The organism is Rivularia sp. PCC 7116, assembly GCF_000316665.1.
Lineage (GTDB): Bacteria > Cyanobacteriota > Cyanobacteriia > Cyanobacteriales > Nostocaceae > Rivularia.
On record NC_019678.1, the window covers coordinates 1523154 to 1545625 of the forward strand.

The window sequence follows — 22472 nt, forward strand, 5'->3', positions numbered from 1 at the left end:
CATCTTGTTCTCTAATCGTTAAATAGTGAGATGCTCCTGCTACTATATATAGCGTTTTGATTTGCATACAATACAAATTTAACCTCACCCTCTCTCGCTCTCCTTATTAAGGAGGAAGATGCCCTTTTCAGATATGGTGAGGTTTTTACTTTATTCAACTCAACCGAAAACCGCTATATTTGTGGCTAAAAAAATCAAAAAAATTAAAACTCTTCATCTACAAAAAATTCTGCATCTTCTTCATATCGTCGAGAATTAGTTCGTTTTGAATTAGATGAAGTGATTAAAGGCTGTAGTAGAGAAGCAGCAATCATTCCTAATGCCACAAAAAAAGTTAGAACTAATCCGACTGGAATCTGAATAGATTCAAATGTAAGAAATCTTAACGATACTGGGGTGGCATTCTGCACCGAGATAATGGCGATCGCTATTATCCAAAAAGCTAAAATTATTGATAAAAGTAGGTTTACAGTTGTTTTCATCTTTTTACTGGAAAGCCCTTTCGGACGCGCCTGATATTAGTACAGGAAAAGAAAGGTAGCTTAGTTTTCCCTTTATATTAAAGCAAATTGTAGAATCTAATATGCTAATTCTTGTAGGACAACAATTTGACAAATTATTATCGCAGTAGCACCTTAAATCTATACCCAGTAAGTTTTAGAAGTATTTTTGACTCAATTTAAACTTTTATCGCATTTAGCTCAAAACATGAAAATCCCAGTCATTATAGATAAAAGCCCAATCAATTAAAGATTTGGTATTTTAACAAACAAAAAGCTCTTTAACATCCAGACTTACAGTTTCACGAGTTAAAATATAATTTTCAATAGCTTTATCTTTAACTGGACGTAATGAATTTAATTTAAATTAATTGGGGTGTAAAAGAATTTCATATAATCCAGTTTTGGGCGCATAGTTGGTGTTTTATCTTAAAACCATGCGAAAACGTCCAATTTTGTCTGTATCTAATACTTTACCCTTGCATTTTTATCACCGCTGCAACTGCAATGTCAAGCCCAGTAAGACTGTTCGCTAGCTATCATCTTTGGTCTTTAATTGCCCCAGCTTCTGGGCAACAGCGGTGGCACTGTCAGATGAAACGGGGATTTATTAAAGCAAGGCAAGATGAGCCGAAAGTCAAGGCTTTATTAAAAGCAAAAGTTACCCCATCACAGCGAATTGGTTTGCTAGCGCAAAAGGGTGTTTATGAGTTTCACCACAATAGACATCTTCTCAATTCTGTTGATGGGGTGGAAAAAGTTGCACGGCTTTTGAAATTAGGAAATTTAGCCGATGAAATTCAGCAGCGAGTGCGACAAATTCTCAAAAAATATCAAGATGCGCCTTTACTTTTAAATAAGCGTGTAATGTTATTAACTCGTGGGGATGAAGGTTTTCCCAAGCCTATTTTTATAGAACGTCAAAATTATCATTTCCGTTTGTATGCAGCTATGGACTGTGTATTGAACGAGTCTGATAGCACGTTACATATTATAGATTTTAAAACTGGTAAATCGCCATTTGACCGCCGACAAGCATTAGTTTATTTACTAGCAGCACGTTATCTGTACCCAAAGTATAAAGCGATAGCTTCATTTTACAATTTAGAAATGGGTAAAAAGTCTCATGTGATTACTGTTAGTAGAAGTGAATTAAAATTGATTGAATATCATTTAGGATATATTGCTGAAAAGCATCAGAAAGATTTAAAGAGATATCATCAGAATACAGAAGATTTCAGCCATATATTTCCTCCAAACCCCGGTTATCACTGTCGTTTTTGCCCGTTTCAATCTATTTGTGATTTTTCGACAACGTCAGATGGGGAATAGGGAATTGGGAATAGGGCATTGGGCATTGGGCATTGGGCATTGAGCATTGGGAATTAATAAACCTGGCTCTTCAACAGAACCGGTTTTCTGCATATTTGAGATATTAAATAGATTTAAAAATTTATTCTTCCTTGATTTAAGAACTTATATCCAACTGCTATTGAACTAAAACTAACGAAGAAATTCCATAAACTAGTTGGCTGTAAAATAACTCCTCCACTGAGGAAAACCAACACGATGCCAATCGTAAGCAAAATCCAGCCAAAGTTACCAGTTTCTCTGCGAAAAAACACTAGAGATAGTACACCAGCTATAACTGCTAAAACAGAACCAACTGCTGGCAAACTTTTGTAAAAGTATTGATAGTAAGTACTTGTAAATATAATATTTTGACCTAAATAGTAGATGCCGATTAATAGTAGAACTAACCCGATAAATTTAATAAACAGTCTACCCATTTTATTTTTATTGTTCTTTTTGTTTATTATTTTATTTTATTGAGATTAACTATTACCTGCTAGATTGTACGGAAATATATTAAGACACTAATTATAAATTATCATGATAAATTTTAAGCTATCAAATCCTTTGGCATTGACAACAATATTCAAATTTGTTTTTAATGCCCAATGCCAATGCCCAATTCCCAATTCCCAATGCCCAATATAAACTTATTTAAAATAGGGTAAATCAATATTACCGAAATGAATACTTAAGGCAATATTCAATTCTTCTAATGATTCTACTAACCAATCAATATTGCTAGTAGTTGCTGATTCGTAATGATTGAATAAAATAGCAAAACGCTTGGCTAAATAAGGCTTGGATTTACGGCAAATCAAAAGAATTTTTAATAATAATCCGATTATACGAGTTGAACCTTGATTGGTAATTAAATCAATAAAGGTGAAATGCTGTGGTGATGCAGAACTTTCCACAATTAAAAAGTTGAGTAGCTGAGTGCAGGTTCTGACTATCAAGAAATCATTTACTTTCTGATAATCTGCTTGCGGTAAAGTATTTTGCAATTGAGTATATAATCTCTGATGAAATTGACGCTTTCCATATTCCCAGTCAATTCCGGATATCAAGTATTCGTATAAATCATCTTTGTAAGCACGCAAAGAAGTCGCCTGACGGCTGTAGTGTAAAAAGTTGTATGCTAAATCTTTATAAGTACTTGCACCTTCAACTTTTCCGACGAAGCTTTCTAAGGCAAGATTTACTTGGGTGTCGCTTAATAATGTGGGATTGTTTACGGGTTGGATAATTCGATTTTTTCTAGATACCGAACTATTTTTTGCTGTTTGAGAAAGCCTTACTTGATAGGTAACATATTGAGACAAATCAATTTCAAACTTCCTTTGTACCTGAGATTGAATTTGTTTTACTATCCATTGATGTTCAATAGTGGCATCTTCATTAAGTAAACAATGTTCGTGTAAATAAGGATAGCGGCGAATTAAGCAGATTAAAGATTGATTTCCATTATCGGATTCAGAGCCAGATTGACTTACTACTTGAGCAAGACGGTGCAAAGTAGAGCATTGTTCGCTGTTTTGAAAACCTTTGACTAATTCGTGTAAGCGTCTGATAAATTTATTGCGCGAAGTAATGATTTTTTTTGTTGAAGGAGGATTATTAAAAGTAGTAATTAATTTATATATAGCATGATGCATTTGGGGTTGCATATACCACCGATTAATTAAAATATGACAGCAACGGTTAAGGAAAAAATAAAATTCTCTTTCATTTTTATTGGATTCTACTATTGCATCTAAAGCTGACGATATTTCTCTTTCGTGGTAATTTTTACCTTCGATAAACAAAGCCCGAAAGCGTTCAATAATCTCCGAGGGAGATTCTAACTGCACCAAATCAAATAGATGTTGATATATCTTTTGTTCTGGAGAATCATGTTTGTAGAGATTGGGGTTGACAGAAAAAGTCACGTTGTGATTACCGTTTCCTATAAATTCAGCAATATCAGTAAGCGTTTTAATATTTAAAGATAATTTTTGCCTATTAGCCGATTATTTTAAATATTCAAGATAATCAGGACTTACGCAACTGTCATAAGGCTCGGATGGTGCGTGACACCACAAGTCTTATTACTACGTTGAAAATTGATCCAAGTGTCACAGCATCCTACGAAAAAAATGTCGTTTGCGTAAGTCCTAATAATTTTAAATTTCAAATTTTACTACTAAGAATATTTTTGCTTTTATGTAACATCAAAGACTTACTATTGATGTTTACTTGAGAAGGCTGCACCCAAAAACTCCGATCAAATACCTATAATAAGAATATTCTCTCTTCGCATTATTTCTCTTAAATAGCTAAATAATCGTGAGCAATAATACTGAAATATGAGCGCATATCAAAAATATTTTTATACAGTCACAAATATTAGATTATTTTGGTCGGAAGGAGGAAGGCGGGGAGGAAGTTCTAGCTTAGGCACTTGCAAGCAATAAAATACCCAACCGTCGCGGTGGCGCGGAGCGCCACCGCCTAAAAATCATCGGTTTTACCAATATATATGTGAAACGGTTGGGTATTTTATTTTTTAGATCTCCCTTAAGAAGTTGGCACTCCGGAATTCAAAAAAATTAGAAGTTATATTCTTCTGCTTCCTGCCTCCGCTTTTTTATTTCTCCGTAACCGCTCTATTAATCTGTAAAGGATGGCAATTCTTCAAGAATTGTGAAGCGAATATGATTGATTGCTAATTCACCAATGGAAACGTCTTCTTTTTCAATGCGCTTGCCTTCAGAACTTAAGGTTTCAAAAGATATACCTTTACCAATTTCGATGTGAAACCAGCTTAAACCCATAAAGTATCGGGTAGGATGGGGACCATCTCTTCCCACATCGTCGGGGTTTGATTCCATTGGCAGCCAACCGAAGCCTGGAATGTAAAATTCTAGCCAAACGTGGTTGTAGTCTGGTTGAAGGGGAACGCCTTGCTTTTCAGCGTAGGCAGGACATTTGTAGCGACCTACTGTCCGACAAGCAATTCCGTTTAAACGACACAATGCTAATAACACGCCTACGTATTCTCCGCATGAACCGATGCCACGTTCTAAAACTATATCTGGGGTATCAATATGTGGTTTAATTCCGTAGGATAATTGGTCGTAAACATAGTTACGAATGCTATACATTTTTCGGAGTAAATTGGTTTCACTACCTACTGCTTCGATTGCTGCTTGACGAACAATCTCAGTATTCATTGCTAAGTCGTCATCATCAATTAAGTAACGACTGGTAAATTCTGTTGGTAATGAAGAAGCGTTTTCTACGTCTCGCGGGGTAATGCGATATTTTATAGAACGTACTTCTAATATTGCTTTCCAGCCCAACAGATGACGCTCTCCGGGGGCTAAAGTATCAAACTTGAATACGGCTACCCGCTGTCCGCCGATTATTTCTTCAGTGAAAGGCAAACCAACCGGTTCAACCCGTTTTACCTTTTGACGTTCGGTTTCCGAAGGTAGAGCAATGCGCCATTCTAAATTTTGTAAATATACCTCTTCTAAAGGGTCAATTTGCTCTACGTAGGACATTTCTAGCAAATAACCGTTAGAAACAGCCGTGCGTTTTTCCCGATTGAAATGGTAATTAAGGGGATGAATAAAAGCGCGATCGCGATAGGTTAGTTCGTGGTTTGGTTCGGCGTTGGGATTGTCTCGGATGTAAGGTTCTTCGGATGAGTAAGCAACGTAGATGCTTTGTTTTTTTGTTGATGAATCGGTGTGTATTGCTATCCCCGTAGGAGATTCAAAGGGAGTAAGTACGCTGAATTGAATTTCACCGGTGGCTCTATCGAGGAAGTAAACTGATTGTTCTACCGTATCGCAAACTAAAAGCGCTTCTTCTGTTACAGCTAAGTTTTCAAGTCCTACGCCAGGGGCATAAAACTTCGCTATTTCTTTACCCGTATTTCGATTAAAGACAATAATCTTACCGAGTTTTTCGCAACTGACATAAACAGTGGAATCCCAAACTGCAATACCGTTTGCAGGATAAGCTAAAGTGGCAAAATGCTCTAAACCCAAAGAATTTATTTTACACGAATAAATATTGTTATCTCGGGTCACCCATAAGGTATCTTCCCACAGCGCCAGACCCGTAACATCCATAAATTCCCGCGTTTGGTGGGAATTTATAATCTTTGTATTGTCATTAGTGGGGTCAATTTGCAGCAGATGCCCAAGTCTTGGATCGACAGCAATCAATGTATCTTTTTTAAATGCGATGCCGTATAAAGAAGCAACAGCAAACGGTCGAATAGTTCTTTGCCCAATCATCTGGCTAACTGTCAAAGCGGGAAGTACACTCGTCATAATAAGGCAAATCGTTCAAGGGTTTTGCACGTAACAGATTAATCGTGATATTCACTCTTTGACAAGGGGTTGAAAAGGACGAGGGATAGGGAACAGGGAGAAGAGGGGGAGAATTTCAACCTTTATTGTTCTTAGTTCCAATTACCAATTACCAATGCCCCATGCCCCATTCCCGATTATCAATTATCAATTCCTTTCTTTGTTTCCTCAACTATATAATCAACAACATCTTCTAACTTACCCGCACGGTTATAAACTTCTCGCTGACGTGAAGCGGCTGTTCCTTTCTGTAATATTTCTCTGACAATTGTAGAAATTTCATCCCAGTCGCCATATTCTTCTAATGATGGACGGACAAAAGTTAGTAATTTCTCAACTAATTCTTTTGCGGGTACAGCGGTTTTTTCTTCCACATCCAACAAATCGGCATCTAAACCGTAGCGTGCAGCCCGCCAGTGAGCCGCGCGGATGAGTTCGTGACGAGCTTTGGGGTAGGATCGTTCGTTTTTTGCATGTTCGTAACAAGTGCGAGCCAATGCACGGGTTAATCCTGCTATCATCACTGCTTCATCTACCGTCATACAAACATCTGCCATGCGAAACTCTACCGTTGGGTACTTCACGCACAGACGCATATCCCAATAGATTTTAGTTTCTTCTTCTACACTTTTACTTTTAACTAAAGCTTCTACAACTCTTTTATAATCATCTACCGACTCAAAAATTAACGGTGGTCCTGATATTGGCCATCTACCAAAAATTTCTGTACGATAGCTTGAGTATCCCGTATCAGTACCCATCCAAAAAGGAGAAGAAGCACTTAAGGCTAACATCGGAGCCAGCCAGACTCGCGCTCGGTTCATTACCTCAACAGCAAGATTGCGATCGCTAATTCCAACATGAACGTGACAGCCAAAAATAACTTGTTCTTTTGCTAGCTGCTGATATTCTTCGATCAAATTCTGATAACGTTGTTTGGGAGTTACATTTTGTTCCTTCCAAGTAGAAAAAGGATGGGTTGCACAAGAAGCTATTTGATTGCCATCTTTGGCAGCCGCATCAGTTACTCCCTTCCGCAACCGCACTAACTCCCTACGCACGTCAGAAAGAGTTTGACAAACAGGAGTATCTATTTCAATTTGTGAAAGTTGAACTTCCGGATGTACCTTTTCGCCAATTATTTTTTTCGCGAATGGCAAAATTTGCTCTACCCGCGAAGTCAGTTCCCGCGTCTGGGGATTAATAATTTGATATTCTTCTTCTACTCCAATAGTAAAATCTTCTGTTCGAGGTGCCATAGTTAATTTTGGATTGTTATCTAACTAACATCTGACACAAAAATTAATTTTAAATCTTCAGTCTTGAGAATGTTTAACCAGAATTCTTTAGTATGGGTTTTGAATAATTTGAATGGTTCTTCTACTAGTCGTTTAGCTATGATTGTTTCTTGTAACCATTTTCTTTAAAGTACAAGATGTCTGCCCATTCTCTGCCCGAACAAGAAGCCGTTTGGCATAGCTTAAAAGTCGATGAAGCAATAGAACTGCTTTCTGGTAATGCAGACACTGGGTTAACATCCCAAGAAGTAGAATCGCGACTGCAAAAATATGGTACGAATGAATTAGTTGAATCTGGCGGACGGGGTAGCTGGGAAATTCTCATAGATCAGTTCAAGAACATTATGTTGTTGATGCTGATTGCTGTAGCTATTGTTTCGGGAGTTTTAGATTTACTCGCTCTACAATCGGGTAATTTAGACTCGGGTGAGGTTCCTTTCAAGGATACAATCGCAATTTTGGCGATAGTTATTCTCAACGGTATTTTGGGCTATCTCCAAGAAAGTCGTGCTGAAAAGGCTTTGGCTGCTTTAAAAAAGCTTTCTTCTCCTAACGTGCGGGTAATTCGCAACGGTAAGTTAGTTGATGTCGAAGGTAAGGATTTAGTGCCCGGAGATATTATGCTGCTCGAAGCTGGAGTACAGGTAGCAGCAGACGGGCGTTTAATTGAACAATCAAATTTACAAATACGCGAATCGGCTTTAACTGGTGAAGCTGAAGCTGTTAATAAGCGGGTAGAAGCTAAATTAACTGAAGAAACTAGTTTGGGTGACAGAATTAATTTGGTTTTCCAAGGTACTGAGGTTGTCCAAGGACGTGGCAAGGTTTTGGTAACTCATACCGGGATGAAAACTGAGTTGGGTAAAATTGCTCAAATGTTGCAGGCTGTGGAAACGGAAGATACACCTTTGCAGCAGCGCATGACTCAACTTGGTAATGTTTTGGTTTCCGGTTCTTTAGCTTTAGTGGTGCTGGTAATTATTATCGGTTTGCTGCGTGGTGGAAATTTACAAGAGTTGGTGGAAGTTTCTCTGAGTATGGCTGTGGCTGTGGTTCCGGAAGGTTTACCGGCTGTAATTACGGTGACTTTGGCTTTGGGAACTCAGCGAATGGTTCGCCACAATGCTTTGATACGTAAGTTACCGGCTGTGGAAACTTTGGGTTCGGTAACTACTATTTGCTCTGATAAAACTGGCACTTTAACTCAAAATAAAATGGTGGTGCAATCTGTTTATACCAGCCAGAATATATTAAAAGTAACGGGTGAAGGTTACGTTCCTTTTGGGGATTTTGAAGTTGATGGTAAAACTATTTATTTAGAAGATTATCCGGAAGTCACACCTTTGTTAATTCCCTGTGCTGTTTGTAATGATGCTGTTTTACAACAGGAAAAAGGTGATTGGATAATTCTTGGCGATCCTACAGAGGGTGCTTTGGTAACCTTAGCAGGGAAGGCGGGAATCGAACAAGACCAGTGGAATAGTAAATTACCGCGCATTGGCGAATTTCCTTTTTCTTCCGAACGCAAGCGAATGAGCGTAATTTGTCAGGTGGAACAGGTGGATACTGGTGTTTCAATTATTCCAGATGTCGATCCCGCTATTAGTAATTTGGTAAAGAATAATGAAAATTATTTGATGTTTACCAAAGGTTCTCCAGAATTAATTTTGCAACGCTGTACTCAAATTTTTGCGGGAAATAGTGCGGTTGAACTAACTCCTCAACAGAGAGATAAGATATTAGCAGCAAACGAGCGCATGGCAGGCGTTGGTTTACGGGTATTGGGTTTCGCTTACAAACCTTTATTGGAAAAACCACCGGAAAATTCTGACGAGCAGTGCGAACAAGAATTAGTATGGTTGGGATTGGTAGGAATGCTCGACGCACCACGCCCAGAAGTTAGAGAATCAGTACGTGAATGTCGGGAAGCGGGAATTCGTCCGGTGATGATTACCGGAGATCATCAACTCACAGCAAAGGCGATCGCCACGGATTTAGGTATTGCTGATTCCGACGATAAAGTATTGATAGGGAAGGAATTGCAGCGGATGAGCGATGCCGAACTGGAGAAAAACGTCGATAATGTCAGCATATACGCAAGAGTTTCTCCCGAACATAAATTACGCATCGTCCAAGCTTTACAGCGTCGAGATAAATTTGTTGCCATGACTGGTGATGGTGTTAACGATGCACCAGCCCTCAAACAAGCCGATATCGGGATTGCCATGGGGATTACTGGTACCGATGTCAGTAAAGAAGCTAGCGATATGGTGTTGTTAGATGACAACTTCGCGACTATTGTTTCCGCAACCAAGGAAGGTAGAGTCGTTTATACAAATATTCGCCGCTTTATCAAATATATTCTTGGAAGTAACATCGGTGAAGTTATTACCATTGCTGCTGCACCGATTTTGTTACCAATGGGTGGTGTACCTTTATCGCCTTTACAAATCTTGTGGATGAATTTAGTTACTGACGGTTTACCAGCTTTAGCATTAGCTGTCGAACCTCCCGAACCCGATGTCATGCAGCGTCCGCCTTTTAGCCCCAAAGAAAGTATTTTTGCTCGGGGTTTAGGTTTTTACATGATTCGCATCGGTATAATATTTGCGATTATCACTATTATTTTGATGAACTGGGCTTACTACTATACCCGTCCAGAAAATGCTTTAACAGAAGGATTAGATCCCGAGCGTTGGAAAACAATGGTATTTACGACTTTGTGTATTGCTCAAATGGGACACGCTATAGCAATTCGTTCCAACAACCAATTAACTATAGAAATCAACCCCTTCTCTAATCCTTATTTATTAGCTGCTGTTGTTTTAACTACCATTTTGCAATTAATGTTAGTATACGTTCCACCCCTACAAAGTTTCTTCGGTACCCATGTTATCAGTTTGCCGGAATTAGGGATTTGCTTGGGATTTAGTGCTTTAATGTTTGTTTGGGTTGAATTGGAAAAAATATTCTTCCGTTTAATTGGTAAGAAAAACGTGTGAATAAGTTGTTAGTGGTTAGTAGTTAGTTGTTAGTAGACCGAGAGTCAGAAGACAGAAAGTTAGTAATCATAAATGAATGGTGTTGCGTTGGATGTATTGTTGCATTAGGTGAGGATAACGTTAGTCATAGAAAGCTTAATTTTTTTTCTCAAAGCATGTATTCTACAATGCAAAATCTCAGATTGTATAATTTCCAATTCATAATTCTTCATTTCTAAATTTAAATCACTAACCACTAACTACTAACCACTAACAACTAACTCTTTTCTCATGTTCCTCAAAACCCTGAGTCTCCGAAATTTTCGCAATTATCAAGAACAAATAGTAGAGTTTTCTGCTCCAAAAACGATTTTGGTTGGTAATAATGCTCAGGGAAAATCTAATTTACTCGAAGCTGTGGAGTTACTAGCAACTTTGAGGAGTCACCGGACTTCCCGCGATAAAGATTTGGTTAAGGATGAAGAATCTTTAGCTCAAGTTAGTGCTAGGTTAAAACGAGAAGTTGGAGTTAGCGAACTGGCTCTAACTTTACGCCGCAACGGTCGCCGCACGGTTAATCTTAATAGTGAAAATCTTCGCCGTCAGATGGATTTTCTCGGCGTACTTAATGCGGTAGAATTCTCTTCTTTGGATTTAGATTTAGTCAGGGGTGGCCCCGACAATCGTCGCAGATGGCTGGATACTTTATTAATTCAGCTTGAACCTGTATACGCTCATATAATGAGCCAATATCAAAAGGTTTTACGACAGCGCAATGCTTTTTTGAAAGGCAATTCGGAAAATTTACATGAAAAATCGCTACAATCCCAATTAGCATTGTGGGATACTCAGTTAGTAATCACTGGTACCAGAGTAATTCGACGACGGGAAAGAGCTATACAGCGACTCGCTCCAATTGCACAATTATGGCATTCTAATATTAGTGCTTCTACAGAACATCTTCAGATAAATTACGCTCCTAATATTCCTTTATCTGAAACTCATCAAGGAGAGGTACAGCAAGCTTTTTTAGATAAAATTCAGCAGCGAACAGTTGCTGAAATGCATCAAGGTACTACCCTTGTCGGACCACATCGAGATGAAATTGAATTAACAATTAATGATACTCCCGCTCGTCAGTACGGTTCTCAAGGTCAGCAGCGAACTTTGGTTTTAGCACTGAAGCTAGCAGAATTACAGCTAATTGAAGAAGTTGTCGGAGAACCACCCCTACTTTTACTTGATGATGTTTTAGCTGAATTAGATCCTTCACGTCAGAATCAATTACTTGATGCTATCCAAGATCGATTTCAAACTCTTATTACTACCACTCATTTGGGTTCTTTCGATTCACAATGGTTGAATTCCTCTCAGATTCTTACTGTTAGCCGAGGAACACTTTCTGCTAAAGCTGCTATTTTTTAATTTATTAATTATTTGTTGTTAAGAATTATAAATATAAGGTTGGTTTTACAAATAAAATCCATGTAAAACTTCACTTTTACAAAAATGTAACAAAAATTTATATTTGGTTATATAAATACAAAAAACACAAAACAGAGATAAGTTTAGTGCGATCAATATTGGTGCTAATAAGGCATGGAAAGCGAAAATATGCCATAAGATTGAGTATTTAATGATTTATTTACTTCACAATATTCTTAGAGCCTAGTTAACGTACAAATAATATCTTGCATGTAAACAATTACTGGCGTTTATATCACAACAAAACTAATTTTTGTTGATTTCGCGTGATATAATTTTGAAACGTATGACCCTATATTCAAGGTAGTAAGCATATTTAAAAGCTTGTATTCAGTATATTTGTTCCCTGAATCTTAACTAAATATTTGTATAAAGTATTGATAATTTCACAGATTAAATAACTGTAATCTTTATACAAGTACTTATTGATAGATGTTTTTCTGCGATTAAAGCTATATGCTTACAGATAAAGAAACTAAAAGCAAATAAAATTTGATTTGAATTGAAATGCTTTTTGTGGATATAGTTTGCAAGTATTGAAATAATAAGTATAAACTTTTTCAAGATTGAAAGAAGTTAATAGCGGCGATACTTTTAAATTGTTAAGTATTAGCGATTGCTCGAACCTTAAAATATAATTGTTTACTAGCAACTAGCAATCTAGAGCCGACTTTTCAAATGTTAGCGAGCGCACGTCTTAGTAATCAAAATTTTTTGAGTGAATAAACTCTACTGGCTGAACGAAATCAAACCATCGCACCGCGCTCAAGTTGGTGAGAAAGCTTTTAATTTGAGCACAACAATGGAACATGGGTATCCGGTAATCTCTGGATTTGTTGTTTCAGCAGAAACTTTGCATGAGTATATAGAGAATAAAAGCGCTTCTCAAGCTTTAGTCGCAGAATTATCTGATTCTTCCCTACATTTTGATGTTGATGATTGGCGGCAACTGCAGCAAATGGCTATGCGTTTGCGCCAAGAAATTATGGTTTCGAGCTTACCTCCGGGGTTGCTCGATCAAATTTACGCAGCAGTTAAAACATGGAATAGTCCATATTTGGTTTTTCGTCCCAGCGTCGCACTGCCCAATGGAAGAAATAATGCAGAAAATATTTCTGGGCTATATGAATCTGTATTTTGTTTTTCTCAAAAGAAAGAAATAGAATATGGTTTGAAACTGGTGTGGAGCCAATTATTTAGTGCTAGAAGTCTGCTTTATTGGCAAAAAACGGGAATAGATTTGCGCTCCATTAATTTAGCAGTTTTAGTACAACCAGTTAAGAACGTAATTTCTAGTGGTTCCTTACAGGCTAATTCTTCTAGATGGGAAATTCAGGCAACTTGGGGATTGGGAGTAGCAATCAATTGGGGTGAAGTCCAACCCGATATTTATTACGTAGAACCAAAAACTAGCAGATTATCCGAACAGCATTTAGGACATAAAATTCTGGCTTATCGCTGTGACAATACAACAGCTGATGAATCTTCCGAGCAAGGTAAAACATCAGTACTTACCTTAGAAAAAACTTGCCTGCAAATATGTCTTGTTGAAGAAGAATTACAGCAACAGCACGCTTTATCTAGGGATAATTTAGCCCAGATCACAGAATTAGCACATCAACTTATTTTTCAACTCGGGCAAGACTATTTAGTTAATTGGACTTTTATCCAAGAAGCGGATTCGCAAAAGCTGTATCTGACAAAAGTTAGCAAACCAAATAACACCTTCTCACCTTGTTCTTTAGTTAAAGGAATAGGAGTCGCAACGGGAAGAGTGTCGGCAAGCGCTCTTGTGATAAATAAAGATAATCGCATCACAGAACAACTACCCGAAAACATAATTTTAGTAGCATCCGAGATTACCCCCGATTGGTTGCCAGTGCTGCATCAAGTAAAAGGTATTGTTGCAGAACAAGGGGGCTTAACCAGCCATGCTGCAATTATCGCCAGAGAATTAAATATTCCAGCAGTCGTTGGGATTAATAACGTTACAAAAATCATCAAAAATGGCGATCGCCTAATAATCGACGGTGACAGTGGCGAAGTACATTGTCTTGAGGGGAATACCATTGAAGCGGATACTAAAGAGCATATTGATAATGCAACATTAGAAGGCAAGGAAGAAAAACATTTATTCTCCGAATCCTTAGTTTTAGATGTTGCAGATCAACCCGCAGCAGCAAATCATCTTGCGACATGGGTGTCTTCCTCTACCCCCTCAATTTCCCAACCATCTAAAAACTTACCCATGACTTCCACCCAACTGATGGTTAACTTAAGCCAGCCCACTATGATAGACAAAGCGCTTTGTTTTCCGGTGGATGGTGTGGGATTATTACGCTCAGAACTGATGGTATTGAGCATACTTGATAGAGATAATCCTTATACATGGATTAGAAATGGAAGGCAGGGTAAACTACTAGACTTATGGACAAAAAGGATACTTGAATTTGTACGAAATTTTTCTCCTAGACCAGTTTATTATCGTTCCTTAGATTGGCGAACCCACGAATTACCAAAGCTTCACCATCATGGAGTGAAAGCCGCCGAACCAGAAACAGCATTAGGTCAACGCGGTACTTTCAGCTACATGCAGAATTCTGAAGTTTTTGATATGGAACTTACAGCACTCAAAAGCGTGCAGCAGTCGGGTTATCACAATATTCGTTTAATGTTGCCTTTCGTTCGCACTGTAGAGGAATTTTCTTTTTGTCGGCGAAAAATCGAAGCAGCAGGGTTAGCCGACATCAAAGAATTTGAACTATGGATTATGGCAGAAGTGCCGAGCGTATTATTTTTGCTGCCAGAATATGTAAAAGCAGGAGTGCAAGGAATTTCTATTGGTACAAATGACCTAACTCAACTATTGTTAGGGGTAGATAGGGATCAAGCTTTATTAGCAAGAAGTTTTGACGAACGCAATCCGGCAGTAATGGCTGCTATATCTCGATTGATTGGCATGGCGAAAGAAGCGGGTATTCCCTGTTCTATCTGCGGACAAGCTCCAGCATTATATCCGGAAATCATCGATAAATTGGTGGAATGGGGAATTACTTCTATATCAGTCGAACCCGAAGCGCTACAAAGGACATATCAAGCAATTTACCGAGCAGAGCAGAGTTTACTTTTAGAAGCAGCGCGTCGTCAGTTGCAGTGAACAGTTAATTTTCACTTTTCCTTGAGGGAGGTAGTCTTTCTACCGGAGGTGTGAAAAAAGTTTACTCATCGGAAGTTTGGGGCTTTAAAGAAGCTTTTGATGAATTGTTTGCTATATTTGTGCATCCTTGCCTAATAAAACCTAGAGTTACTCGTTTCATCAACCAGTGCAGCACAGTAAGTATGACAAAGCTAATAGCTAAAATCACTAATGGCTGCTTGCCGAGAATTTCTTCTATACCTTGAGTAATTACTGCATCCGGTTGAGTCACAAAATCCCAACTGTTGAAGCGTAAGAATCTTCCCCAGTAAATACCAATTGCTGATAAAGCATGAGTAATTAACTCCATTCCTAAAATCCACTGGGTTTTACCAATTCGGTGCAGGTAATAACCCATGTTGATTAACGAAATAACATAAGCTTCAAATCCGGCTAAAATCACTATTAGATAAACGGGAATTAATACTAAGGTAATCATCCACACAGATTGAATTGTACGGATATCGTCTATCAAATGGATTACATCAGTAAGCAGATAAGGTGCATTTGGTAGAAAAGCAAAGAAAACTGCGAACCCAAACCACCAAACCGAAGAACGGCTGCGTTTGATACGACGGAACAGCCATACACTTAAAACTAAAGGTATAAAAGCTAGAAATAAGTTCCAAGTCATCCAACGTATATTTATTTGCAAGACTTGGATGACTCTGGCTATTAACTCAATTAATTCTGCTTTCATTACTGTTTCCTTACGATAAACGAAAATATTTATGGGTGTATATAGGATTCCTATTTGAATTTTGAAAATACTCAGTACATTTTCTATTCCCTGTTCCCTATCCCTTAAGAGTTACTCAGAAATAAAAACGGATTCCTATATATAAGTAATTGGTAGTCAGTGGTGATAAATTACCGACTACCGTTCCAATTATTGATGACAATTCTAGCTAGTTATTTTTTACTTAGCTGTATTATTAAATTCATCTTGTTTGAGCTTTATTCCAGAAAATCTTCAACCTTTAACGCATGATTATCCGGCTGCGAGGACCTCGTTTTTCAGATTCTGATTCAAATATTTGGCTCTGACTATTACTACTCAAAGAATTTGTTGTAGTTGAGTTAATGCTAGGAGAACTACTACCACTAAATTCTACGTTACTTACAGTGTTAGGAGCAGATATGCTTAAACCTGATTCGGTAAAAAGTTTGTTGAGAGCAGGGGAAGTTGAATTATCTGATGGCGAAGATTGAAAAGAAGCCGAAGACGGCGAAGATTGGGAAGAAGCCGAAGATGGCGAAGATTGAAAAGAAGCCGAAGACGGCGAAGATTGGGAAGAAGCCGAAGATGGCGAAGAGGAAGGAGATGAATTCGATGGGGAAGAAGATGGGATAGATGTTATGGGAGCGCTTGGAGGTGCAAGAGTTGTAGGTGGAACTGATGGAGGGGGAGTTGTACCACTACCGGTTGATGGAGGGGGAGTTGTTCCGCCACCGGTTGATGGAGGGGGAGTTGTTCCGCCACCTGTTGATGGGGGGGGAGTCGTTCCGCCACCTGTTGATGGAGGGGGAGTCGTTCCGCCACCTGTTGATGGAGGGGGAGTCGTTCCGCCACCTGTTGATGGAGAAACAATTGATGTACCTTCGGGTACTGTAATATTTAGCTTTACTAAAGGAGAATTGTCTTTAATTTTGAAAGGTTCGGCTCTTGGCTTACCTGGTTGGTCAGATTTGTAATCAAATACGTTAGGACTATCACCACCATTAGGGTCGCTATATCTTGGTCCTTGTCCTGAAAGTTCAAAAGTTCCTTGATATTGAGTTCCTGTTTCGGGATCGGTCAGAGTTCCGGTATAGTAGGCTTTTTTAACCCCAAATTCATCTTGAACTACCGCTTTAATTACGGCTCCTTCCATGTCAGGTCTGCCGTCATATCTGAAGGTTGTCATTTCACCGTCGGAGAGTGCGGGAGAATTTATAACCGCGTCGAAGGAAGTAACGGGAATACCTTTGAATCTGACGTAGGGATTTAAGCTTCCATCCCTACGGACTTGTATTACTTGATCTGACTGGTAAACTTTGACCCACTGGGGGTTCTTATTTGTACCGACATTGCGATAATAAGTACCAGTTGTATCGGTATCAACAATAGTTAGAACTCTGTTGTAATTAGGATTAAATTTTGGAAGTTCAAGAGTTCCGGATATTGTACCGGTACTTTTAACTGTGAGTGGTGAAGTAGTTGTTTGTTGAGCAAAAGCGCTTGATGTAGTTAAACCGATAATGCTTGCTGCTGAAACACTACCGAGAATGGCAGTAAAACCGATTCTAAAGTAATTTCGGTAATTTTGTGTTGGCTGTATATTCTGCATTTTAAATGTGTTTTTTATTGTAGTTAGCAAGAAATCACGCATTAAATCTATACTTGCTGCGCGATTCGAGCATGTAGCAATAGTTGCAAGTAATTACAACTAACGTTATTGATTACATTTACACCAACACCAAATCAAAACCGGAAGGTGGCTTTTAACGCTCCTACTATCAAAGGATCGTTACTCTGATTGTGATCTGGGTTGAAGACAACGAAAAAGCCTGGAGTTATATCTAAGTTTCGATTTAATTTAGCGCGATAAAACATCTCGACATGCAAAGATGTACCGTCTCTTCCACCAGGTGTGCCGCTATTAGAAAAGTTAGGAAAGTTAAATCCATCAGGCAAGGTACTAGATGTAATTTTTGGCGGCTGTCCAACAATAATTCCACCTAAATTTCCAGGTTGTCCTAAGTTGGGGAAAGCTGCGAATACCCCCCAATTGTTAGTTGTGACGCTACCTTGAATATCTTTTGGATCTGAAAAAGTCCAGCCTCCCCAACCCCCTATTTGAAAATTTGGACTGATACGATAAGCAACCGTAGCACCAATAGCCTGAGTATCGAAAGCCGTATCGGGTGCGAAAGGAGAAGTTAATTGGGCATCGCCGACACCAGTTGCTAACAAGCTATCAGGTGAGCGGGAGTAAAGATAATTCAAGCCAACGTCAATATCATTAACAGGTGTTACTGTCAGTTGAGTGCCGAGAGTCTGTCTTCCTCCGAAAAGTCCACCAACGTTTTTATCTGTGGGGAAACTGGGAAATTGAGAGCTATAAACTCCTTGTAAGCTGATGCGGTTATTAATTTGCCAATCAAAGCCTACGCCACCGCTACCGCTACCGATTCCGATGATTGGATTGCGTTGAGCAAAACTTGAAATTGCTTCACCTTCTAAAGAATTGATTCCGCGAAAGGTGCTGGTAGGATTGACACCCGCAGCACCAACTACAACCCCTAAGTTGTTAGAAATTGGGAATCGATAAGATAAATCATTGATTAATACATCGTTGCCAGTATCCGACTCAAAATTCAAGCGTCCCATATTAGTAAATAACGATGATGCAGAAGAACCCAAATTTCCTGCATATAAACCCGTTAGCAGTAAATCTCTTCCTGTAAACGAAGTTGCTAACGTAATTTGCATACTATTAGCGAAGGTGAGATTCGTTTGTGCTGTACGCTCGGGTACTCCATCTCTAGGAAATAAGTCTACTTCGTTTGTGTTGGTTCCTTGCAAACTAGTAGTTACTTGTCCAAAAAATCGAGTTGTGGGAGAAAATCGATTCGCTTGTAATTCACCAGTTCTTTCTTCTAAAGAAATAATCCGCTCTTCTAACTGATTCAATTCTGCTCGAAACTCGTTTTGCAAGCGTTGCAGGATAATTAAATCTTGTTCATCAACTGCACTCGCTCCATTCCTGGCTATCAACTCGTTAATCTGCCCCAAGCAAGCATCTATTCCAGTTGCAAATTGATAGCGGTTGATAATCCTTTTACCTCGAAAAGTTCCGTCTGGGTATCCTAAAGCGCAGTTATGACGACTTGCTAAAGATTGTAGAGCTTCAAAAGCCCAATCAGTGGGACTTACATCATCAAGTTCTGATACCGATGTAACTTGTGACATCGGATTTTCTGATTCTAAAGATTTATTTGCAGTAATAGTTCCAGAATTAGGAAAGATATTTTGACTTGCTAATTCTTGACTATCTGTATCGAACTCTGGTTCAGGTTTCTGAGTTATTAAACTATCTTTTTGATTATCAAATTGATTTGGAATTAGCTTGGGTTTACTAGGAATTAAGTTACTCGCATTATTCTCAAATGCTTCTAAATTAGATTTTTGTGGAGGTACAGTTTTTTGAGCTTCCTCAATCGAAGAAAAAGAATCTTTAAACTGAATCTTATTTTTATTTATAGCAAGTATATTTTTATTCTCTAAATTTAATATTATTGGTGTAATTACAGTGTTTGAAAGTTGCAAAGACGATTTTCTAGACCTTTGAGATTGCTTACTTACCTGACAATTATTGCGATCGCATTCTTCGTTAATAGCTTCTAAAGTATTATCAGACTTAATAAAGTCGGGTGGGGCGATTTCAGATGATATAACGACAGATGATTCTTGATTCTGCTCTAATTGTTGCTGTGTATTTTCTGGTTGTTCTGGTAATTCTTCTGGCAACTCAGGCACAGTTGTTTGTCCGGTTGTTAACACGCTCGCCATCAGCAGACTGATATCAGGCATTGTATCTCGCTTTACTAACTCTAATATTTCCTTTCACAGAAACAATAGGCTAGCTTCAGGAATATTTATCGATAAAAAGTTAAATAATATACATTTGTGCGTAAATACACTTAAAATTCTGAGGAGTAGTTAAGAATTAAGATTTGAGAATTATGAATGTAATGGGAGCATCTTGCTCCCGGCTAAAAATATTTATTTCTTCTTCCTTATTCTTTCATTTTCTCATGGTCATTCCGTCTGAGTGCAATAGTCATTGAGTTCTTTTGCTAAAGTGTCAGATTCTTTTGCAGCATCTTTAACTTGTTTAAGAGATGTTTCTATATCTTTTTTGGCTTTTCGCACTTGTTCTCTACCAGCGGAAGATACCTCTGCTGTTTTGGAGGCACCCAGGGCTTTAGCTGCGGAGTTTATGTTTTTACTCTTGGCTTGAAAATGTTTTGCATATTGATTTTTGAAGTCTCCAAGCTTCGGATCTTGGAAATTTTGTCTCTCTACTTTTTTGGCAACGTTGTCCAAATCTTTGGCAAGCCCCAAACTTAACGTAACTTGAGAGCCTTTATTTTTTTCAATTAGAGAATTTCCCTCATTCACCACTTTAATAAGTCGCTGACACTGAGCTAGTTTGGTTTCGTTGCAACCAGTAGTTAGCAAAACTATACCCAAGTTAAGAGAAGCGATTACCTTATATTTATTACAATAAAACATTAATAATTTAGTTTGAGCAGTACCGAAATCATAGTATCCGATGATTCCGGATTTTTGTTAAGTGTTCCGATAATTCGATATTTCTAATAAATTTCCATCTAAATCCTGTAGGTAAATGGATTCGATTGTTCCTGTGGCTCCCGTTCTGTTTACCGGGCCTGCTAATATATCTACACCGGACGAAATTATATGTTTTTTGATTTGAGAAAGCGGCTTACTGCTAATAAAGCAAATATCGGCAGAACCTGATTTAGGATAAAGTGCTTTTGGCTCAAATTCTTTTCCTACTTGATGTAAATTAATTTTCTGCTCGCCAAATTTTAACGATTTTCGATTTTCACCAAAGGTAGCTACTTCCATACCAAGAACGCGGCTATAGAAATTACAGGTAGCTTCTATATCGCTAACTGTTAAGACTAAATGGTCAATTCGACTGATGAATTTTTGCATTATTAATAATATTTTTATCTAATCAACTTTAATACAAAGGAAAGATTAATTGTGATTGATTAAATTATTTCTTTAAAGTAGTTTATATGTATCTGTCAAAATTAAATTTAGATCAAAAGTTAATTTTTGAAGATTGTTAAATGAATTTATTCTAATTTAAAAATTATTTTTATCGTATTTAATTGAATAGATAAAAACTCGATTTATGTAAATGCGTATGGAACTCAATATTTGCGGTATAAATACTCTTTTCCCAAATAAATAGTTGAGTATCGATTTCAACTAAATTATTTAATTATTACTCTGTCATCTTTTTTACAATTTATTTTGAAATTTAATCGAGGCATCCTATACGATGCCTCTATAGTTCTATTAACGAACATTAAGAGTTAAATATTTTTAGATATTTAATTATTTATATTCACGAAGTTGCTCTACAATATAGTCTTCAAGTTCTCGCTTATCTCTACTACTAGCATTCCGCTGATAAGTTCTTTTCGTCTCTTGGATAAATTTGCGTTTAGCACTCTGAGAACCACCAGATTTCATTCCCGATTTTTGCATTTCTTTTTGTAATTCTTCCCAAGTTTTCTCTGCCATTGCTTCTCCTACTTGCACTAAAGCTTTTGGTAACAATCGCTGAGCTTCCGAGCGGAAATCCTCATCTGTTTCAAGAGAATCAAAATCAATAGTTTTCATATCGATTTCTATTTGAACATCATCAAATTTACTCATCCAAAATTTTCTCCGATTATATTTTATTCTTTATTCTCTATTGCTTGTTAAAGATTATCACCAACCAACTGGTAAACCCAACTTTTCTAAAGTTTCGCTGTCTTTTAAAAGTGATTGTATGTCACTATCTATATGTATGCGACCTGCTGAAAGAACCAAGGCGCGTTCGGTGACTTTACTTAACCAATTCAAATCATGAGAAGCAACTAATATTACTTTTACAGGTAAATTTAACAAGACTTCGGCTAAATTACGTCGCCATGCTGGATCGAGTCCATTAGTTGGCTCATCCAAAATCAATATATCAGGCTTCAAAGCTAAAATCGCGGCTAGAGCTGCCAGTCTTCTTTGTCCGCCGGAAAGCTCGTGGGCAGAGCGTTTTGCATAAGCTTCTAAGCCAAAATTCATCAATAATTTTCGTGCAATATCAGTTGCTTCTGCTGGCGGTACACCGTAGTTAAGAGGACCAAAAGCCACATCTTCTAAGATTGTGGGCATAAACAATTGGTCGTTAGCATCTTGAAACGCAAACCCTATATAACGTCTTACTTCTGATAAAGTGCTTGGTTCTAATGGAATATCGTTAATGACAATTTGACCTTTTGATGGTTGTTTTAAACCAATCAAATTTTCTAATAATGTGCTTTTTCCAGAACCAGTTGGCCCCATTAAGGCCACTCTTTCTCCAGCATTTAATGTAAAAGAAATATCATGCAACACTGGCTCTTGATTGGAATAAGAATAAGCAATATTTTTAACTGCAACAGTTGTGTTTTGCATCGTTTGTTTTTAGAATTTAAGGATAAGTGAACAAATATTGCATTAT

At 37.9% G+C, this 22472-nt stretch carries 16 protein-coding genes; 4 read left to right on the top strand and 12 right to left on the bottom strand.

Translation table 11 applies throughout. The features are described 5' to 3' along the window. Window positions 1-203 precede the first annotated feature (203 nt). Window positions 204-482 (bottom strand): LapA family protein, encoded by a 279-nt coding sequence (locus tag RIV7116_RS05830; RefSeq protein ID WP_015117348.1) that lies wholly within the window; start codon window positions 480-482, stop codon window positions 204-206. Window positions 483-1007: 525 nt separating this feature from the next. Here RIV7116_RS05830 and RIV7116_RS05835 point away from each other — a divergent pair. Beyond that, a complete protein-coding gene (locus RIV7116_RS05835; RefSeq protein ID WP_015117349.1) occupies window positions 1008-1832 on the top strand; it encodes a PD-(D/E)XK nuclease family protein in 825 nt (274 codons plus the stop codon). Window positions 1833-1945: 113 nt separating this feature from the next. Here the strand turns inward: RIV7116_RS05835 and RIV7116_RS05840 are convergent, their stop codons facing one another. The 4 genes from RIV7116_RS05840 to RIV7116_RS05855 all read right to left on the bottom strand — a co-directional run bounded on the left by RIV7116_RS05840 (window position 1946) and on the right by RIV7116_RS05855 (window position 7479). Continuing rightward, window positions 1946-2290, bottom strand: a complete 345-nt coding sequence (locus tag RIV7116_RS05840; RefSeq protein WP_015117351.1) for a hypothetical protein — start codon at window positions 2288-2290, stop codon at window positions 1946-1948. Between the two features lie 213 nt (window positions 2291-2503). Next, entirely contained in the window at window positions 2504-3784 is a 1281-nt protein-coding gene (locus RIV7116_RS05845) for a hypothetical protein (RefSeq protein ID WP_015117352.1), read from the bottom strand. A gap of 720 nt (window positions 3785-4504) precedes the next feature. Continuing rightward, the gene (locus RIV7116_RS05850; RefSeq protein WP_015117353.1) at window positions 4505-6181 is read right to left on the bottom strand and encodes a transglutaminase domain-containing protein; all 1677 of its coding nucleotides are present in this window, start codon (window positions 6179-6181) and stop codon (window positions 4505-4507) included. A gap of 179 nt (window positions 6182-6360) precedes the next feature. Further along, the gene (locus tag RIV7116_RS05855) at window positions 6361-7479 is read right to left on the bottom strand and encodes a carboxylate-amine ligase (RefSeq protein ID WP_015117354.1); all 1119 of its coding nucleotides are present in this window, start codon (window positions 7477-7479) and stop codon (window positions 6361-6363) included. A gap of 176 nt (window positions 7480-7655) precedes the next feature. Here RIV7116_RS05855 and RIV7116_RS05860 point away from each other — a divergent pair, with 176 nt between their 5' ends. The 3 genes from RIV7116_RS05860 (at window position 7656) to RIV7116_RS05870 (ending at window position 15141) form a co-directional block, all read left to right on the top strand. Then, window positions 7656-10520: a cation-translocating P-type ATPase gene (locus tag RIV7116_RS05860; RefSeq protein WP_015117355.1), complete on the top strand. Its 2865-nt coding sequence runs from the start codon at window positions 7656-7658 to the stop codon at window positions 10518-10520. Window positions 10521-10790: 270 nt separating this feature from the next. Beyond that, window positions 10791-11924 (top strand): DNA replication/repair protein RecF, encoded by a 1134-nt coding sequence (recF, locus tag RIV7116_RS05865; RefSeq protein WP_015117356.1) that lies wholly within the window; start codon window positions 10791-10793, stop codon window positions 11922-11924. A 778-nt stretch (window positions 11925-12702) separates the two neighbouring features. After that, window positions 12703-15141 carry a putative PEP-binding protein gene (locus tag RIV7116_RS05870; RefSeq protein ID WP_015117357.1) on the top strand — a complete coding sequence of 813 codons (2439 nt, stop codon included), beginning with the start codon at window positions 12703-12705 and terminating at the stop codon, window positions 15139-15141. 61 nt (window positions 15142-15202) lie between these two features. On the opposite strand, the gene RIV7116_RS05875 is transcribed toward RIV7116_RS05870, so the two are convergent. From RIV7116_RS05875 to RIV7116_RS05905, 7 genes are all read right to left on the bottom strand, one after another. Further along, a complete protein-coding gene (locus RIV7116_RS05875) occupies window positions 15203-15880 on the bottom strand; it encodes a DUF1361 domain-containing protein (RefSeq protein WP_015117358.1) in 678 nt (225 codons plus the stop codon). A 280-nt stretch (window positions 15881-16160) separates the two neighbouring features. Next, entirely contained in the window at window positions 16161-17510 is a 1350-nt protein-coding gene (locus RIV7116_RS05880; protein ID WP_015117359.1) for a hypothetical protein, read from the bottom strand. A 134-nt stretch (window positions 17511-17644) separates the two neighbouring features. Further along, window positions 17645-19756, bottom strand: coding sequence for an iron uptake porin (locus RIV7116_RS05885; RefSeq protein ID WP_015117360.1), 2112 nt, complete (start codon window positions 19754-19756; stop codon window positions 17645-17647). 228 nt (window positions 19757-19984) lie between these two features. Then, the gene (locus RIV7116_RS05890) at window positions 19985-20461 is read right to left on the bottom strand and encodes a hypothetical protein (RefSeq protein ID WP_015117361.1); all 477 of its coding nucleotides are present in this window, start codon (window positions 20459-20461) and stop codon (window positions 19985-19987) included. Window positions 20462-20518: 57 nt separating this feature from the next. Then, window positions 20519-20911, bottom strand: coding sequence for a VOC family protein (locus RIV7116_RS05895; protein ID WP_015117362.1), 393 nt, complete (start codon window positions 20909-20911; stop codon window positions 20519-20521). 411 nt (window positions 20912-21322) lie between these two features. Continuing rightward, window positions 21323-21646 (bottom strand): hypothetical protein, encoded by a 324-nt coding sequence (locus tag RIV7116_RS05900; RefSeq protein WP_015117363.1) that lies wholly within the window; start codon window positions 21644-21646, stop codon window positions 21323-21325. A 57-nt stretch (window positions 21647-21703) separates the two neighbouring features. Then, the gene (locus RIV7116_RS05905; RefSeq protein ID WP_015117364.1) at window positions 21704-22426 is read right to left on the bottom strand and encodes an energy-coupling factor ABC transporter ATP-binding protein; all 723 of its coding nucleotides are present in this window, start codon (window positions 22424-22426) and stop codon (window positions 21704-21706) included. Between the last annotated feature and the right edge of the window lie 46 nt (window positions 22427-22472).

Excerpts from the sequence above, each read along its gene's own strand:
- RIV7116_RS05830 (WP_015117348.1), bottom strand. The coding sequence starts at position 482 with ATGAAAACAACTGTAAACCTACTTTTATCAATAATTTTAGCTTTTTGG.
- RIV7116_RS05835 (WP_015117349.1), top strand. The coding sequence starts at position 1,008 with ATGTCAAGCCCAGTAAGACTGTTCGCTAGCTATCATCTTTGGTCTTTA.
- RIV7116_RS05840 (WP_015117351.1), bottom strand. The coding sequence starts at position 2,290 with ATGGGTAGACTGTTTATTAAATTTATCGGGTTAGTTCTACTATTAATC.
- RIV7116_RS05850 (WP_015117353.1), bottom strand. The coding sequence starts at position 6,181 with ATGACGAGTGTACTTCCCGCTTTGACAGTTAGCCAGATGATTGGGCAA.
- RIV7116_RS05855 (WP_015117354.1), bottom strand. The coding sequence starts at position 7,479 with ATGGCACCTCGAACAGAAGATTTTACTATTGGAGTAGAAGAAGAATAT.
- RIV7116_RS05860 (WP_015117355.1), top strand. The coding sequence starts at position 7,656 with ATGTCTGCCCATTCTCTGCCCGAACAAGAAGCCGTTTGGCATAGCTTA.
- recF (WP_015117356.1), top strand. The coding sequence starts at position 10,791 with ATGTTCCTCAAAACCCTGAGTCTCCGAAATTTTCGCAATTATCAAGAA.
- RIV7116_RS05875 (WP_015117358.1), bottom strand. The coding sequence starts at position 15,880 with ATGAAAGCAGAATTAATTGAGTTAATAGCCAGAGTCATCCAAGTCTTG.
- RIV7116_RS05880 (WP_015117359.1), bottom strand. The coding sequence starts at position 17,510 with ATGCAGAATATACAGCCAACACAAAATTACCGAAATTACTTTAGAATC.
- RIV7116_RS05885 (WP_015117360.1), bottom strand. The coding sequence starts at position 19,756 with ATGCCTGATATCAGTCTGCTGATGGCGAGCGTGTTAACAACCGGACAA.
- RIV7116_RS05890 (WP_015117361.1), bottom strand. The coding sequence starts at position 20,461 with ATGTTTTATTGTAATAAATATAAGGTAATCGCTTCTCTTAACTTGGGT.
- RIV7116_RS05895 (WP_015117362.1), bottom strand. The coding sequence starts at position 20,911 with ATGCAAAAATTCATCAGTCGAATTGACCATTTAGTCTTAACAGTTAGC.
- RIV7116_RS05900 (WP_015117363.1), bottom strand. The coding sequence starts at position 21,646 with ATGAGTAAATTTGATGATGTTCAAATAGAAATCGATATGAAAACTATT.
- RIV7116_RS05905 (WP_015117364.1), bottom strand. The coding sequence starts at position 22,426 with ATGCAAAACACAACTGTTGCAGTTAAAAATATTGCTTATTCTTATTCC.